At 71.3% G+C, this 15,335-nt stretch carries 13 protein-coding genes; 6 read left to right on the top strand and 7 right to left on the bottom strand.

The window, feature by feature from the left end; all coding sequences use genetic code 11:
* Positions 1-63: 63 nt before the first annotated feature.
* Positions 64-1,002 carry a LysR family transcriptional regulator gene (locus ACZ7LV_RS01505; protein ID WP_471936043.1) on the top strand — a complete coding sequence of 313 codons (939 nt, stop codon included), beginning with the start codon at positions 64-66 and terminating at the stop codon, positions 1,000-1,002.
* Here ACZ7LV_RS01505 and ACZ7LV_RS01500 read toward each other — a convergent pair.
* Positions 999-2,882: a LamG-like jellyroll fold domain-containing protein gene (locus ACZ7LV_RS01500; protein WP_471934765.1), complete on the bottom strand. Its 1,884-nt coding sequence runs from the start codon at positions 2,880-2,882 to the stop codon at positions 999-1,001. The two genes, ACZ7LV_RS01505 and ACZ7LV_RS01500, sit on opposite strands and share 4 nt — an antisense overlap.
* Positions 2,883-3,072: 190 nt before the next feature.
* On the bottom strand, positions 3,073-4,746 hold the full coding sequence (locus tag ACZ7LV_RS01495) for a hypothetical protein (RefSeq protein WP_471934764.1): 1,674 nt from the start codon (positions 4,744-4,746) through the stop codon (positions 3,073-3,075).
* A 274-nt stretch (positions 4,747-5,020) separates the two neighbouring features.
* Here ACZ7LV_RS01495 and ACZ7LV_RS01490 point away from each other — a divergent pair, with 274 nt between their 5' ends.
* Entirely contained in the window at positions 5,021-5,779 is a 759-nt protein-coding gene (locus ACZ7LV_RS01490) for a carbonic anhydrase (RefSeq protein WP_471934763.1), read from the top strand.
* Between the two features lie 60 nt (positions 5,780-5,839).
* Here the strand turns inward: ACZ7LV_RS01490 and ACZ7LV_RS01485 are convergent, their stop codons facing one another.
* Complete coding sequence (locus ACZ7LV_RS01485; RefSeq protein ID WP_471934762.1) at positions 5,840-7,060, bottom strand: alginate lyase family protein; 1,221 nt, start codon at positions 7,058-7,060, stop codon at positions 5,840-5,842.
* 213 nt (positions 7,061-7,273) lie between these two features.
* Between ACZ7LV_RS01485 and ACZ7LV_RS01480 the strand changes: the two genes are divergently transcribed.
* Positions 7,274-8,917: a GMC oxidoreductase gene (locus ACZ7LV_RS01480; RefSeq protein ID WP_471934761.1), complete on the top strand. Its 1,644-nt coding sequence runs from the start codon at positions 7,274-7,276 to the stop codon at positions 8,915-8,917.
* A 33-nt stretch (positions 8,918-8,950) separates the two neighbouring features.
* Here the strand turns inward: ACZ7LV_RS01480 and ACZ7LV_RS01475 are convergent, their stop codons facing one another.
* From ACZ7LV_RS01475 to ACZ7LV_RS01460, 4 genes are all read right to left on the bottom strand, one after another.
* The gene (locus ACZ7LV_RS01475; RefSeq protein WP_471934760.1) at positions 8,951-9,436 is read right to left on the bottom strand and encodes a carboxymuconolactone decarboxylase family protein; all 486 of its coding nucleotides are present in this window, start codon (positions 9,434-9,436) and stop codon (positions 8,951-8,953) included.
* 3 nt (positions 9,437-9,439) lie between these two features.
* On the bottom strand, positions 9,440-10,516 hold the full coding sequence (locus ACZ7LV_RS01470; RefSeq protein WP_471934759.1) for an NAD(P)H-dependent amine dehydrogenase family protein: 1,077 nt from the start codon (positions 10,514-10,516) through the stop codon (positions 9,440-9,442).
* A gap of 98 nt (positions 10,517-10,614) precedes the next feature.
* Positions 10,615-11,049 (bottom strand): response regulator, encoded by a 435-nt coding sequence (locus tag ACZ7LV_RS01465; RefSeq protein ID WP_401667214.1) that lies wholly within the window; start codon positions 11,047-11,049, stop codon positions 10,615-10,617.
* Positions 11,050-11,051: 2 nt separating this feature from the next.
* Complete coding sequence (locus ACZ7LV_RS01460; RefSeq protein ID WP_471934758.1) at positions 11,052-11,375, bottom strand: hypothetical protein; 324 nt, start codon at positions 11,373-11,375, stop codon at positions 11,052-11,054.
* Positions 11,376-11,539: 164 nt separating this feature from the next.
* Between ACZ7LV_RS01460 and ACZ7LV_RS01455 the strand changes: the two genes are divergently transcribed.
* From ACZ7LV_RS01455 to ACZ7LV_RS01445, 3 genes are all read left to right on the top strand, one after another.
* On the top strand, positions 11,540-13,120 hold the full coding sequence (locus tag ACZ7LV_RS01455) for a sensor histidine kinase (RefSeq protein WP_471934757.1): 1,581 nt from the start codon (positions 11,540-11,542) through the stop codon (positions 13,118-13,120).
* A complete protein-coding gene (locus ACZ7LV_RS01450) occupies positions 13,117-14,367 on the top strand; it encodes a PP2C family protein-serine/threonine phosphatase (protein WP_471934756.1) in 1,251 nt (416 codons plus the stop codon). The genes ACZ7LV_RS01455 and ACZ7LV_RS01450 overlap by 4 nt, the downstream gene beginning before the upstream one ends.
* A 217-nt stretch (positions 14,368-14,584) precedes the next feature.
* Complete coding sequence (locus tag ACZ7LV_RS01445; protein ID WP_471934755.1) at positions 14,585-15,277, top strand: GAF and ANTAR domain-containing protein; 693 nt, start codon at positions 14,585-14,587, stop codon at positions 15,275-15,277.
* Positions 15,278-15,335 lie beyond the last annotated feature (58 nt).

Genomic DNA, 15,335 nt, shown 5'->3' with positions numbered 1-15,335 from the left:
TACGTGGCGTGATGAATCCAAAGCATGCTTGCCATAGGAGCCATGAACGAGAACGATGGCCGGGTGGACCTGCAGCAGATGCGCTACGCCGTCGCCCTCGCCGAGACCCGCAACTTCACCCGTGCCGCCGAGCGCTGCTCGGTCGTGCAGTCGTCGCTGAGCCACCGGATCGCCGGTCTGGAGCGCGAACTCGGGGTGCGGCTCTTCGCCCGGTCCAGCCGCCGTGTCGAACTCACCAGCGCCGGGGAGGCGTTCGTGACCGGTGCCCGTGAGTGCCTGGCCGCCGCTGACCGGGCGGCCGCCGACGCCGCCGCGGCGACCGGCGTGATCCGGGGCCGGCTCGCCGTCGGAGTGATCGTGACCACGGCCGCCGTCGACGTACCGGAACTGCTCCAGCGCTACCGCGCGCGGCATCCGCAGGTCCGGGTGGTCCTGCGGTCCGGACGCAGCGACGACCTGGTGGCGGCCCTCCGCGCGGGTGAGCTGGACATCGCCTTCCTCGGGCTGCCCGAGAGCCGGCGGCCCTCGGGGGTGGAGACCGTCGTCCTCGACCGCGACCGGCATGTGCTGGTGGTGCCGGCGGGGCACCGGTTCGCGGGCGCGTCGCGGGTCACGCTGGCTCAGATCGCCGGGGAGACCTTCGTGGACTTCATGGCGGGAACGCCGGCCCGGGCCCAGTCCGACGAGGCGTTCGCCGCCGCCGGCCTGGCCCGGGACGTCGCGTACGAGGCGGCCGTCGTGGATCTGATGACCCGTCTTGTCGCGCGGGGGCTGGGCGTCGCGCTGATGCCGTCGGCGTTCATGCGCCCTCTGGTCGCCGCCGATCCGGAACTGGCCCTGGTCCCGGTGACCGACGGCCCCCGCCGGGTGGAGTATCTGGCCTGGAGCCGCTTCAACCCCGGCCCGGCGACCCGGGCCATGCTCGACGTGCTCGGGGTCAGGTCACCCGCCCGGCCGGAGCGCCGGTCCGACGGCGAGCCGGAAACGGACCCTGTCGACTAGTCGACAGGGGCGAGGAACTCCTCGGGGGACAGCGCCCGGCCGACGATCCGGGTGTCGCCCATCCAGCCGTAGAAGCCCTGCCCGAAGCGCTCGTCGAAGGAGGTGGCGCCGAGGATGAACGGCTTTCCGAGGGTGGCGATGCCGGTGGACCGCTGGGACGGGTTGCGGGCGATCTTCGAGCCGTCCACGTACACCACCGAACGGCGGCCGTCGTTGACCACGGCGACGTGCATCCAGCGGCCGACGGGCACCGCGTGGCTCCACGACGTCGGGTCGGCGTCCTGGACGTGGGGGTAGACCACGAACTGCAGGAAACGCTCCGGCGATACGTTGAGGCTGCACGTGGGCTCCAGCGGGGACCAGCCGGTGGTCTTGCCCGCGTCGCCGCTGCGGCCCTGCCAGCTGAGGATGCCCATCCAGCTGTGGTCGCCCTCGAAGGGCTCGGGCAGCCGGACGAAGGTCTCGATGGTGTAGCCGCGCAGGAACTTCTCGGCGTTCAGGGGGGCCTGTGCGGCGGTGCTCAGGATGGCGCCGCGGTCGGGGCTCTTGCCCCCGTCGAACCGGAGGCTGGCGCGGGCGGGCTGGCCGGGGTGGTGGTCCTCGGACCAGGTGAGCGCGTCGGGCCCGCTGGTGTGGAGCCGGCTGACCGTCAGGTCGTTGCCGTTGCCGGACAGGTCCCGCACGACGACGCCGTCGGCGACGGGCGTGCCGGGGGCTCCCGGTGCCCGGGTGCCATCGGCGTCGAAGCGCCAGTAGGCGAGGGTGCCGCGCGGCATCACGGCGGACGGCGGGCGCGGGGCCGGCGGGGCGACCGGGGCGAAGCCCTCGAAGCGCTTGGCGAAGTCGATGGCCAGGCTGAACCGGTCGACGTCACCGGTGAGTTCGATCGTCTCGGCCTCCAGCGGCGACCTCTTGCGCGGGTCCCGGGCCAGGAACCAGGGCGAGAACGTCTCCACGTCGACGACGCCCCGGGCGAGGTCGAACCCGTAGGTGCGGATCATCCCGGCGCCGCCGTAGTAGCGGTCCTGGTAGTTGGTGATGTGCACGTGGACATCGTTGTCGAAGTCGTTGGTCAGGACCGTGCGCCCGGGGGGCCAGTAGTGGCCGCCGAGCGCCAGGAAGATCTGGTCGTTGCCCTTGATCAGGCCGTTCCACAGGCGGTCGCCGTTGCCCGACAGCGTCGCGCTGCCCTCGTCGTCGGCCCAGGCGATGTCGTGCGTGGTGAGGACGGCGGGCAGGGTCGGGTGCTTGTCCAGCACGTCCTGCGCCCAGCGCAGTCCCTTGTCCGACACCCGCCAGTCCAGGGCCAGGACGAGCCACTCGCGGCCCCCGGCGCGCAGCACGTGGTACGTGTTGTAGCCGTCGGGCGAGGCGCCCCGGTAGGTGGGCATGGACGCGTAGCGCGCCGGGCCGAACGCGGCGAGGTAGGCGGAGTCGCCTCGCTGGTCGTCCGTCGAGGAGCGGATGTCGTGGTTGCCGGCCAGCACGCTGTAGGGCACCTTGCCGTGCAGGGTGCGGAAGGTGTCGGCGGCGAGTTCGATCTCGTCCTCGGTGCCGTGCTCGGTGACGTCGCCGAGATGCGTCATGAAGGCGATGTTGGCCGAGGCGCGCTCGGCGGCGAGGTACCGGAAGGTCTCCCGCAGCGGCGTCGGGTCGGCGCTGTCGGCGTCGAAGAGGTACTGCGTGTCCGGCAGCACGGCCAGCGCGAAGCGCGGGCTCTCCGTGTCGAACCGGCCGCCGCGCTCCCCCTGCACGGACTGCGCCTGCGCGGCGGCCGGGCCGGCGAGGGCCACGCCGGCCGCACCGGCCGCGGGCACCGCCACCGCGGCGCGCAGCAACGCGCGTCTGTGTACGGGGTTGTGCTCTTCTCCTGCGCTCATGGCTGCTCCAGGTGTGGTGCGCTGCGTGTCGTCAGGCCGTACGCTGCTCACCCACGCTGGCCGCCCGGTGGCGATCAGCTGAACAGGGACTACGAGGTGCCGGACGTCACACCTCCAGCACGTCCCCCGTCCGCACGACGAGGGTGGCCGGGGCCCCCGACGGACCGGGCGGAGTCGGGGCGGCTCGTCGTCACGGGCCGCAGCAGTCGCGTGGGGCGGTCGTGGGCTCCGTGCGGCAGAAGCAGGACGACGCGATCGGTACGTCCGCGAGGGCGGTGGCGATCTTGAGCTGCTGGGCGACGATCGCCGCCTCGGCCGTTTTGCCCAGGCGCGTCAGGCACTCGTGGAAGCCGTGCAGGGACCACACGTTGCCCGGGTGCTGCTGGGGACGCGGCAGCGTCTCGTCGAGCCCCAGGTCGGCCCGGTAGACCGCCTCGGCCTCGGCCACCCGGCCCTGTTCCAGGAGCAGGGCGCCGTAGGCGTGCCGGGTGGGCTGCATCCAGCCCCAGGGCTCGTCGTAGGGCAGGCCGTCGTCGAGCGCGATCGACCGCTCCAGCGCGGCGAAGGCCTCGCCGTGGTCGCCCCGGCGGTACGCCAGTTCGCCGTCCAGCATCTCCGAGGCGATCGCGAGGATGTCGGCGCAGGTGTTGTTGAACAGCGTGCGGGAGAGCGGGACCTGGTCGCGGGCCCCGCGGAACAGGCGCCGTTCGGCCTCGGCCTCCTCGACGCGGCCGGTCGCGGACAGGGCGACGCCGCGGGCGTAGTGGAGCATCGCGGTGGTGACGCAGTACAGCCGCGCGTCCTCGGGAAACGGCAGGGCCAGGATGTCCGCCCAGCGGCCGAAGCGGATCAGCACGTGGACCCGCATGGCGAGGAAGCCCTCCAGCCAGTCGGCCATGGGCGGGCTCGGCACCCGCAGCAGTTCCTCCGTGACGGTGCTCTCCAGCTCGGCGGTGGTCTCCATGGCGGTCCGGTACTGCCCGAGGAACATCGCGCCGTAGATCTTGAAGTGGTAGTTGTGCGAGCGGTACAGGGTGTAGAAGTTCATCGGGCCGGACCGGGCGAGGAACTTCCGGTCCGCGGCGATCGCCTCGCTGTTGCCGGAGACGACGCGCCGGTAGTCGCCGCACAGCACGTCCAGGTGCGAGGGCATGTGCTGGAGGTGCCCCGCGTCGGGCACCAGGCCCCGCAGCCGGTCGGCGACGTCGAGGGCGGCCTCGGGGGTCGCGGACATCTCCATCAGGTGGATGTACATGTGCAGCACGCCGGGGTGCCGGATGCCCTCGTCGGTCGCGAGCGCGCGATCCAGGACGTCCTTGGCCTCGCGGGTGCGGGCGCCCCGGGCCGGCTCGCCGGTGCGGATGTCCCACAACTGCCAGGGCGTGAGGTTCATCAGGGCGTCGGCGTACAGGGTGGCGAGGTCGAGGTCGCCGGGGGCGAGGGCGTGGACGGCGCGCATGCGGTCGGCGTAGGGCTCGTTCCACACCGAGCAGTCCTCGACGGCGTCCGGCTGCGGGTAGCGGGCGCGCAGGGCCTCGATGAGGGCGCGTTCGACGGGGGTGGCGCGGGCCGACTTCGCGTGGGCGCGTTCCACTGCGGCGTGGGTGCGGTCGACGGTGCGTTCGAGTTCCTGCGCGTCGAAGGCCTCCCAGGGCTTGTTGTAGTTGGGGCCGAGGGCGTAGGCGATGCCCCAGTGGGCCATCGCGCAGTCGGGGTCGGCGGCCGCGGCGGTCTCGAAGCAGGAGACCGCCTCCTCGTGGTGGAAGGCGTACGTCCAGACGAGGCCGCGGTCGAACCACAGCTGGGCTTCGGGAGACGTCGTCGTCACCGTACGGGTGTGGGTGCCGAGGTCGTAGTAGTCCATCCCTGTCTCCTGTGATCGCGCGGGCGTCGCGGCACCGTCCGGCCGGCGCCCGACCCGCACAATTCTCGGGTCCGGCGGGGCCGTTGGCGGGCGGTACGCACGCGGGCGGGACGGCTACGACACGAAAGAGGGACGAGGCGGCAGAACCGTGGAGCCAAGCGCGCCCCTCGGGCGACCCAAGCGCCCCTCAAGTTCTGGCCATGAATTCACCACGCCGGACCATGAATTCACAGCGTGAACCCCTGCCCATGACACCGGGCATACGTTCGAGGTCGTGAATCTTGACGACACCCCTCAGGCAGGCGCCGGCCGTGTGCCGGACCCGTCCCCGGAGCCCCGGCGCCGCACCCTGCTGCGCGCCGCCGTGACCGGCGCCGCGGCGCTCGGTGCCGGCCTCGCCCTCGACGCCTCCCCCGCGGCCGCCGGCACCGCGGCGCCGCACCGCCGTCCCGCCACCCCCGCCGAGGCCCTGCGCGCGCTGGAGGCGGGCAACCAGCGCTGGCGCGCGAACCACCAGCGGCATCCGGACGAGTCACCGGCCGTGCGGCGGGAGCTGACGTCCGGTCAGCATCCCTTCGCCGTGGTGCTGGGCTGCGTCGACTCCCGGGTGCCGCCGGAGCTGGTCTTCGACCAGGGGCTCGGCGATCTGCTCACGGTGCGCAGCGCCGGTGAGGTGCTCGACGAGGCCGTGCTCGGCAGCGTCGCCTACGGGGTGCTCGAACTGGCCGTACCGCTCGTGGTGGTCCTCGGCCACCAGTCGTGCGGCGCGGTGCGAGCGGCCGTGGAGGCGGAGGAGTCCGGCGAGCCGCTGCCGACCCCGATCCAGTACCTGGCCGACCAGATCGCCCCGGCGATCGACCACACCGTTGAGGGCGACGCCCGCATCGCCGCGACGACAGACGCCCAGATACGGCGCGTCCGCTCCCGCCTCGCCGCCGAGCCCGACCTGGCCGACAAGGTGGCGTCCGGCCGGCTCGCCGTCGTGGGCGCCCGCTACGAGCTGACGACCCAGCGCGTGCACCGCGTCGCCTGACGCACCGGAGGGGCCGGACGGGCCCCCCGGCCCGTCCGGCCCCTCCGATTCCCCCGTGGGTCAGCTGGGGTTGTCCCCGTGTGTGAAGGTCTCCCAGGCGACGAAGAGGTTGTTGGTGCCGGACGGGCGGTTGCGCTCGGTCAGGGCCTGGGTGTTGGTCATGGCGTGACCGAGCCGGTTGTGCATGGCGTTGTAGCCGACCTCGGTGATCGGCCCGAGCCCGAGGTGCAGCGAGCCGCCGCACAGCCAGCTGGGCACGGCCTCGCCCAACTCGTACTTGGCCTGGAAGCCGAGCGCGTGCCGCAGCCGTTCGCCGACGTCGGTGCCGTACAGGTCCTGCCCCTGGATGCGGCTGGTCTCCGCGACGTGGGAGATGGCCGATATCCCGTAGCCGGTGTGGGTGAGGTCGCGGCAGGTCTCCTGGGTGAGGCCGTTGACGAACGTGCCCTGGCCCTGCCAGTAGTTGACGATCTTGTCGCGGGTGTTGAGGTTCTGGCTCGGCACCGTCTTGGGCAGGGCGCCGTCGGACTCCAGGTAGACGTAGGCGGCGGTACGGGTGCGGAACTTCCCCATGGCCTTGTCGTACGAGGCCTTGTCCTCCAGGAAGACGGAGATGCCGATCGCGGCCTCCATCATCGACAGCTCCCAGTTGCCGTTGGAGTTGGAGCCGTTGATGATCTCGGGGAGGTAGACGGTACGGAGCATGGTGGCGAAGCGGCCGGAGTTCGCCCAGCCGCCCGTGTACGTGTGCTTGATGATCTCTGCGGCCTTCGGCCAGGAGGAGCCGGCCCAGCCGGTCTGCAGCGGGGCGTTGCTGTTGGTGTGGTCGCGGATCACCGCCGACCAGGCGTCCATCAGCTCGATGGCCTTGCGGGCGTGCCGGTCGTCACGCGTGATGTACCAGGCGAGTGCGTGGGTGTACGCGGCGATCGCGTCCTCGCGCTCGTCGGTGCAGCCGTAGTTGGGGTTGGAGTAGGAACCGCACTCGACGACCGCGCGGGGCTTCGGCGTGCGGTTCAGGTCGGCGTACTTGCTCGCCATCATCCGGTCGAAGGCGGTCTTCCACGGCTGGGCACCGGCGTTGACCTTGCCGCGGGCGAAGTCCAGCTGACCCTTGGAGACAGTCACGCCGGGGTGGACGAAGGTGGCCGGGGCGGCGTCGGCACTGGGTGCGCCGGGCCCGGCGACCAGGGTGGCCACCAGCGCGGCGGCCGCTGCGGTGGTCACGGCGAGGAGCGGACGGCGGGACCTGCGGCGGGGACGAACGGTGGCGTCTGTCATGGGGGGGTCCGTTCTCGTATGTGAACGACGGGTGAGTGACTGAACGCGCGCACTGGCCGTGACCATAGGTACGGACCAGCCTTCCGTCAAGACGCGAGGAAAGAAGAGGAGTGGGGAGAGGCGCGCGGAAAAGTTACCCAGAGGTATGTCGTGACTTCGTATGCCATCGGCAGTAGAACCCGTTTCGATTCACTCGAAATCGAGGAGTGCCGTATGAGCGCTGACCTCCAGAACAGACCCCCACTAAGTGGAATCTCCCGCCGTCGATTCATTGCTGGAACAGGTTTCATTTCCGGCGCCGTGATGCTAGGCGGCCAGCACACGCCCGCCCTCGCGGCTCCGCAGCGCGACGCCGCCGTGATCGAACCGGGTGCGCGTGTTCCGGTCCTGGTGATCGGCACCGGATACGGCGGCTCGGTCGCCGCACTCCGGCTCGCACAGGCCGGTGTCGACGTGCACATGGTCGACATGGGAATGGCCTGGGACACCCCGGGCCCCGACGGAAAGGTCTTCGCCAACACGACGAGCCCCGACCACCGTTCGTTCTGGCTGCGCACCAGAACCAAACAACCCCTCAGCAACTTCCTGGGTTTCCCGCTCGACAAGAACGTCCCCCGCTACACCGGAATTCTCGACGCCGAGGAAATGGGCGGGATCACGGTCTACCAGGGCCGTGGAGTCGGCGGCGGATCACTGGTGAACGGCGGCATGGCCGTCACCCCGAGGCGCGAGAACTTCGGCGGCGTCCTGCCGTCCGTCGACCCCGACGAGATGTACGACGTCCACTATCCGCGCGCCAACGCCGAACTCGGCGTCGGCACGATCGACCCGGCCTGGTTCGAGACCGCGGCGTGCTACCAGTACGCCCGGGTGGGCCGCAAGCACGCCCAGCGCTCCGGCTTCCCCTTCGTCTTCGTCCCGGACGTCTACGACTGGGAGTACATGAAGCAGGAGGCCGACGGCACGGTCCCGAAGTCGGCGCTGGCGGGCGAGATCCTCTACGGCAACAACCACGGAAAGAAGAGCCTCCAGCAGACCTATCTGGCCCGGGCCCGCGCCACCGGAAAGGTGACCATCTCCCCGCTGCACCACGTCACATCCGTCACCCCCGCCTCCGTTGGCGGCTACACCGTCACCATCGAGCAGCTCGACACCGGCGGCGCCGTCACGGCGACGAAGACGGTCACCGCGGCCCGGGTGTTCTTCGCCGCGGGCAGCGTCGGCACCAGCAAGCTCCTGGTCCGGCTCAAGGCCCAGGGCGCGCTGCCCGGGCTGAACGGCGAGATCGGCAAGGGCTGGGGCGAGAACGGCAACGTCATGTGCGGGCGGGCCAACCACATGTGGGACCCCACGGGCGCCCTGCAGTCGTCGATCCCCACCGCGGGAATCGACAACTGGGCCGCGGGCGGCGCGTTCGCCGAAGTCGCACCGCTGCCCACCGGAATCGAGACGTACGCCTCCTTCTATCTGTCGATCACCAAGAATCCGCACCGTGCCGAGTTCACCTGGAACGCGGCGAGCGGAAAGGTGGAACTCAACTGGCAGACGGCCTGGAAGCAGCCGTCCATCACCATGGCGAAGTCGATATTCGACCGGATCAACGCGAAGGAGGGAACGATCTACCGCACCGACCTCTTCGGCTTCTACAAGATCTGGGGTGACCACCTCACCTACCATCCCCTGGGAGGTGTGGTGCTGGACAAGGCGACCGACAACTACGGCCGTCTGCACGGCCATGCGGGCCTCTACGTGGTCGACGGGTCGCTGATCCCGGGCAACGCCAGCGTCAACCCGTTCGTCACCATCACGGCGCTCGCCGAACGGAACATCGAGGAGATCATCGCCACCGATCTCTGACCGCCTCGACGCACCCGCCTCGACGCACCCCTCTCAACGCTGGGGCAGGACACAGACGCCGTCCAGCCCCAGCACATGGTTGAGCCGGCCGAACGCCAGCCACGATCCGATGCTCATGCTGAGCTCCACGATCTCCGCCTGGCTGTAGTGGGCCGTCATCCGGCGCCAGAAGTCCTCGTCCAGGCCGTGGTGGTCCACGCTGTAGCGCTCGGCGTACTCGGCGGCCAGACGGGTCCGCGCGTCGAAGGCGTCGGTGGACCGCCAGGCGCGCACCGCCTCCGCGAAGCCCTCCTCCACCTTCCGCCCGTCCCGCTCGGTACGCCAGTCCAGGCAGAAGACGCAGCCGTTGATCTGCGCGACGCGCAGCCGCGCCGCCTCGAACTCCCTGAGCCCCAGACGGGTGTGGGCGTAGACGGCCAGCGAGAAGTTCGACGCCGCCATGCCGATCTCGGGAACCATGTCACCCCACACGTAGGGGATCGGGTCCTCTCCCTCGGGGATGTCGATGCGCAGGGTCATCGCTCAGGTCCTTCCCAGTCGGCCGGCCGCGGGGCGCAGCGGGACGTCGAGCGCGTCGTAGAGGCCGGGCTTGGCCTCGGTGAGCCAGTCGATGGCGTTGACCAGCCGGCCGGCCGCGGTGGCGTTGCCGCCCGCCGACCGGTTGCCGCCCTCGTCACTCGCCTCGACGGTGACCTCGATGCGGGGGCGGCCCTCGACGACCACCCGGTGCGCTCCGGCGCCGCCGTCCGGGGGCTGCGGCCAGTCCGGGGCGCAGGAGGCGTGGATGCGGGTGACGTGCTCGACGACGATGCGGGGCCGTCCACCGACGAGGCCCTGCACCTCGAAGCGCACGGCGCCCTGCGTGCCGGCGGCGAACTCGCCCATGGTGACCGTGGTCACGGTGGCCTCCAGGGGGCGCCGCTGGAGCGTCTCGCGGATCTCGTCGAGTTCGACGCCCAGACCCTTGGCCATCATCCGCACCTGACCGCCCCACACCATCGTGGGGACGCCCTCGAAGAGCATCGGCGCCTGGTAGTCCATCGGGTGCCCCATGCCGACCAGGTGCCGTACCGAGTCCTCCTGGTCGTACGTGGAGTAGTCGAAGATCTCCTGGCAGCGGACCGCGTCGACGCGCGAGCCGAGCCCGGTGACCAGCAGGGGCAGCACGTCGTTCGCCCAGCCCGGGTCCACCCCGGAGACGAACAGGGATCCACCGCCCGCCGCGACGGCCTCCACCAGCGGCTCCCTGATCTCGGGCGGGGCGCCGCGGTGGTCGTAGAGGCCATAGACGGACGGTGTGACGACGACCGCCCCGGTCCGCACGGCCCGTCCGAGGTCCCGCAGGGCCTCGTCGGGCCGGATATCGCCGGAGGCCGCGTACACGACGGCGCGCGGGCCGGCCGCGAGCACCGCGGAGACGTCGTCGGTGGCCGCCACGCCCAACCGGCGGCCCAGGTCGCCCAGTTCGCCCGCGTCCCGGCCCACCTTGGCCGGATCGGCGACCAGCACGGCCACCAGATCCAGCGACGGATGCGCGTCGACGGCGCGGATGGCCGCGCGGCCGACGTTGCCCGTACCCCACACCACCGTGGAAATCATGGGCGGAGGGTAACGAGGCGCGGCAAAGGTTCCCAGAGCCGTGCAGGGAGATCTTTCCGGGCCGAAAGGGACCTCGCGACCCCCTCCGGCCCGGGACGTCAGGCCCGCGGCGGCTTCATCGCCACGTCCAGGTAGAACGTGTCGATGCTGCGGACCGCCTCCTCGAACTCCGCCAGGTTGACCGGCTTGGTGACGTAGGCGTTCGCGTGGTGGCGGTAGGCGCCGGAGACGTCGTCGGGCGCCGCGGACGTGGTGAGCACCACCACGGGGATGGTGCGCAGCTCCGGGTCCTCCTTCACGACGGCCAGGAACTCCCGGCCGTTCATGCGGGGCATGTTGAGGTCGAGGACGATCAGGTCGGGGCGCTGGTTCGCCGGGTCGCGCAGATACTCCAGAGCCTCGATGCCATCGGCGACCTGGGTGAGGTTACGGGCGCCGCGCTCGGCGAGCGCGTCCTGGATGAGCATCGCGTCGGCGATGTCGTCCTCGACCAGCAGCACGTCGTAGGGGCGGGTGGGTGCGGGGACGGACATGGCTATGAACTCCGGGAAGCGGAAGGGGCATGACGTGGGGTACCGCTGGTGATCAGGCCCGGCCAGCGGCGGCGGGCTCCTTGCCGGCTCATGCCGGAGGCCCGGCCGATCTCCGGGTAGCCCGCTCCGGCGGCCGCCGCGGCGCGGGCGGCCTGGTCCGCCAACTGCTGTGCGACCCGCTCGACCTGAACGAGCACGTGCAACTGGGCGAGGGCGTGATCTCTGGCCGCTATGTCTGATTCGCCCGTTCCCTCCGGGAACGGGGCGACGTACTGGGCACAGCGAAGGGCGAGTTCATCGACCGCCTCGGCGACGAGAGCGGTCATCTCCCCTCCAGCTCTGGGCACAGAGAAGTGGGAGGCAGACATGGTCCTACCCTAAGGTGCCGTCACCAGGCACGACAACAGCTGTTGTCGAACGCGGGTAAGGTGCGTTCGACCAAGGCCCTCGACGCGGCCCTGTCAGACGTGAAGGAGTTCAGCAGTCCGTGATGAACGAGCAGCCGCCCGGCGCCCGCGGGGCCACCGCGGGCTGGACCACCCGCCGCTGGCTGCGGGTGGGTGTGGCCGTCACCCTGGCGGTGCTGGCCGTGCTCGGCTCCCTCGGCGTGGGGGCGATGACCCGCACGTCCCAGCTGACCGACGAGATCGTGGACCGGCGCGGACCCGCGCTGACCAACGCGGTACGGCTGGAGACCGCGCTGGTCAACCAGGAGACCGGCGTGCGCGGGTACGGACTGTCCGGTCGAAGGGACTTCCTCGAGCCCTACTCACGCGGTGTCACCGACGAGCGGGAGGCGCTGCGGCAGCTGGACGCGCTCCTGGCCTCCGACGCGCCCTCCGGAGCGGAACTGGCGAAGGTACGGGATCTGTCGCGGCGGTGGCAGAACCGCATCGCGCTCCCCATCGCGAACGCCGCCCCTGACCGCGCCACGGCACTCGCCGCGGCACGCACGCAGGAGGGCAAGACCACGTTCGACGCCCTGCGCCGTGCGCTCGCCGCGCAGCAGACGCACCTGGCCGAGCGCCGCGCCGCCGCGTCCGACGACCTGCGGCAGGCCATGACACTGCGCAACTGGACGTTCACCGGGATCGCCCTGGTCATCGTGATGGTCGCCGGACTCGCCTTCGAGGCCCTGCGGCGCGGCATCACGGCCCCGCTGACCCGTCTCGGGCAGACCGCGCGCGAGGTGGCCGACGGCCGGTTCGAGCGGCCCATCGCCGTCACCGGCCCCGCCGATCTGCGGCAACTGGGCTCCGACGTGGAGTCGATGCGCGGGCGCCTGCTGCAGGAACTCGAATACAGCGAGACCTCCCGCCGCCTGCTCGACGAGCAGGCCGCCGACCTGCAACGCTCCAACACCGAGCTGGAGCAGTTCGCCTACGTCGCCTCCCACGACCTCCAGGAGCCGCTGCGCAAGGTCTCCAGCTTCACCCAGCTCCTGCAACGGCGTTACGGCGGACAGCTCGACGAGCGGGCCGACCAGTACATCGCGTTCGCGGTCGACGGGGCCAACCGGATGCAGGTCCTGATCAACGACCTGCTCGCGTTCTCCCGGGTCGGACGGGTGCTCAACGACCACGCCGAGGTCGACCTGGAGACCGTCGTCGGCCGCACGCTGGACAACCTCAGCATCGCGATCGAGGAGAGCGGCGCGAAGATCACCCACGACCCGCTGCCCTCGGTCATGGGTGACGCGACGCAACTGGGCATGCTCTGGCAGAACCTGCTGTCGAACTCGATCAAGTTCCGCCGGCCCGACCGGACACCGGAGATCCGGATCGGCGTCCGCGCCGTCGAGGACGGCCTGTGGGAGTTCGCCGTGACGGACAACGGCATCGGTATCGAGCCGGGGTTCCAGGAGAAGGTCTTCGTCATCTTCCAGCGGCTGCACACCCGGGAGGCCTATCCGGGCACCGGGATCGGGCTGGCCATGTGCAAGAAGGTCGTGGAGTTCCACGGCGGCACCATCCGGATCGACCCCGAGCACACGGCCGGCACCCGTGTCCTGTTCACCCTTCCCGTTGAGCATTCCGCCACGGCGGACGGCACGCGAGAGGCACACCCGTGACAGAGTCAGCCGTCGGGCAGGAAGCGCCGTACCGCATCGTGCTGGTCGAGGACGACGACGGCGATGCCCTGCTGGTCGAGGAACTGCTGTACGACACGGAGCTCCCGCACACCCTGGTGCGGTGCCGGACGCTCGCCGAGGCACGCGGCGAACTCATGGCGCGGCACTTCGACTGCGTGCTGCTGGACCTGCACCTGCCCGACGCGCTCGGCCACGACACGGTGGAGGCGATCCAGCGCACGGACACGCACGCCGCGGTCATCGTGCTCACCGGCCTGGCCGAGCCGCACGCGGGCGTCGACGCGCTGGCCGGGGGCGCCCAGGACTACCTGGTCAAGGGCAAGGTCGACCCGGACCTGCTGCAACGGGCCGTCCGGTACGCCGTCCAGCGCAAGCAGGCCGAGCGGGCCAGCGCGGATCTCCAGGTCGGGCGGTTGCGGGCCCAGGAGAACGCGCGCCTGGAGCGCGGTCTGCTGCCCACGCCGATCCTGTCCACCGCCTCGGTCACCGCCACCAGCCGCTACTTCCCCGGCCGGGAACAGGCACTGCTCGGCGGCGACTTCCTGGACGTCGTGCAGACCGACGACGGGAAGGTCCACGCGATCATCGGTGACGTCAGCGGGCACGGCCCGGACGCCGCCGCCCTCGGGGTCTGCCTGCGGATCGCCTGGCGGGCGCTGACGCTGGGCGGTCACCGCGACCACCAGCTGCTGCACCTGCTGGAGCAGATCCACTCGGCGGAGCGCACCGGCAGCGACCTCTTCACCACCTGCACGCTCATCACCCTGGACCCGGCGACGGCCACGGTCACCCTGCACCTGGTGGGGCACCACGAGCCGCTGCTCGTCGGACCCGGCGGCGCCGAGATCGTGTCGGCGCCGCACGGCATCGCCCTCGGCATCGTGCCCGGCCTCGGGCAGTGGCCGTCGACGACGCTGCGGCTCCCGCCGGACGGCGCGCTGATCGCGTACACCGACGGCCTGATCGAGGGGTACGGGGGCGACGACAGGGACCGGCTCGGCGTCGAGGGGCTGCTGCGGATCCTCGACGAGACCCAGGAGCCGGACCCCGGCAAACATCTCGACCAGCTGATCGCCCGGGTCCGTGGCCTCAACGCGGAGCGGCACACCGACGACCTCGCGATCCTGCGCCTGGACTGGGCGGCGCTGCCGGGCCTCGTCGCCGGTGGCGGGGCCGGGCGGCGGGCCGTCCCGGAGCAGTCGTACGGGCGGGTGGGCGGCCCCTGAGGCGCGCCCCGAGGCCGGGATCAAGATCGCTCGGCCGGACGTCGGGCGGCTTCGGCGGTAGGCTGCGGTGAGGGCCGTCCGGCGGTGCCCGGGCGGCGCCGTAGCGCTCCGCGACCCGCCGGAACAGACAGTGGCCGGGCCCGGCGGCCGGGTCCCGGTGGTCGGCCTTCGGGCCCCCTCGGACACGAAGGCATGACGAGCGGGACGGTGGACACGGATGGACTGGCGTGAGTTCGCCGCGGAGATGGCCGAGCTTGCCCGGCACCTGCTGGCGCAGGGTTCCACCCAGGAGACGCTCGACGCGATCGCCGAGCGGGGCGTGGGGCTGGTCGAGGGCTGTGACGCGGCCGGTGTCCTGGCGCTGCGCAAGGGCCGCGCGGTGACCCTGGCCGCCTACGGGGACATGGTCGAGGAGTCCGACCGTCTGCAGGGCGAGCTGGGTGAGGGACCGTGCTTCGACGCCGCCCGGCGCGTCAACGGCGAGCGGCACTTCCGGATCACGGACATGAGCAAGTCGCAGCCCGACTGGCCGCGCTTCGCTCCGGCCGCCCGTGACCTGGGCGTGGGCAGCATGATGGGTTTCCTGCTCTACACCGAGGACGACGACTTCGGCGCCATGAACTTCTACTCCCGACGGCCCGGCGCCTTCACGTCGGAGATGGAGACGGCCGGCTGGCTGCTCGCCTCGCACGCCGCCGTCGCGCTGGCCAGCGCCCGCACGGTCGACCAGCTCGAACACGCCATGGACACCCGGCACGCCATCGGTGAGGCCATGGGCATCCTGCGCGAGCGCCACCACATGAGCGAGGAAGCGGCCTTCGACGTGCTGAAGCGGATCTCCCAGACGCACAACGTCAAGCTCCGCGACGTCGCGCAGTCGATTCGCACCAGGGCCGTCCCGGAGCGCTGAGCCCGGCTCGCGCCCGTGATCCGGGGTCCGGTCGCGGGAATGCCGGCTGAGGCGATTC

It is taken from the genome of Streptomyces sp. NPDC107562, assembly GCF_055657325.1.
The sequence above is the reverse complement of the archived record's forward strand: the minus strand, read 5'-3'. Positions and strand labels throughout refer to the sequence as shown.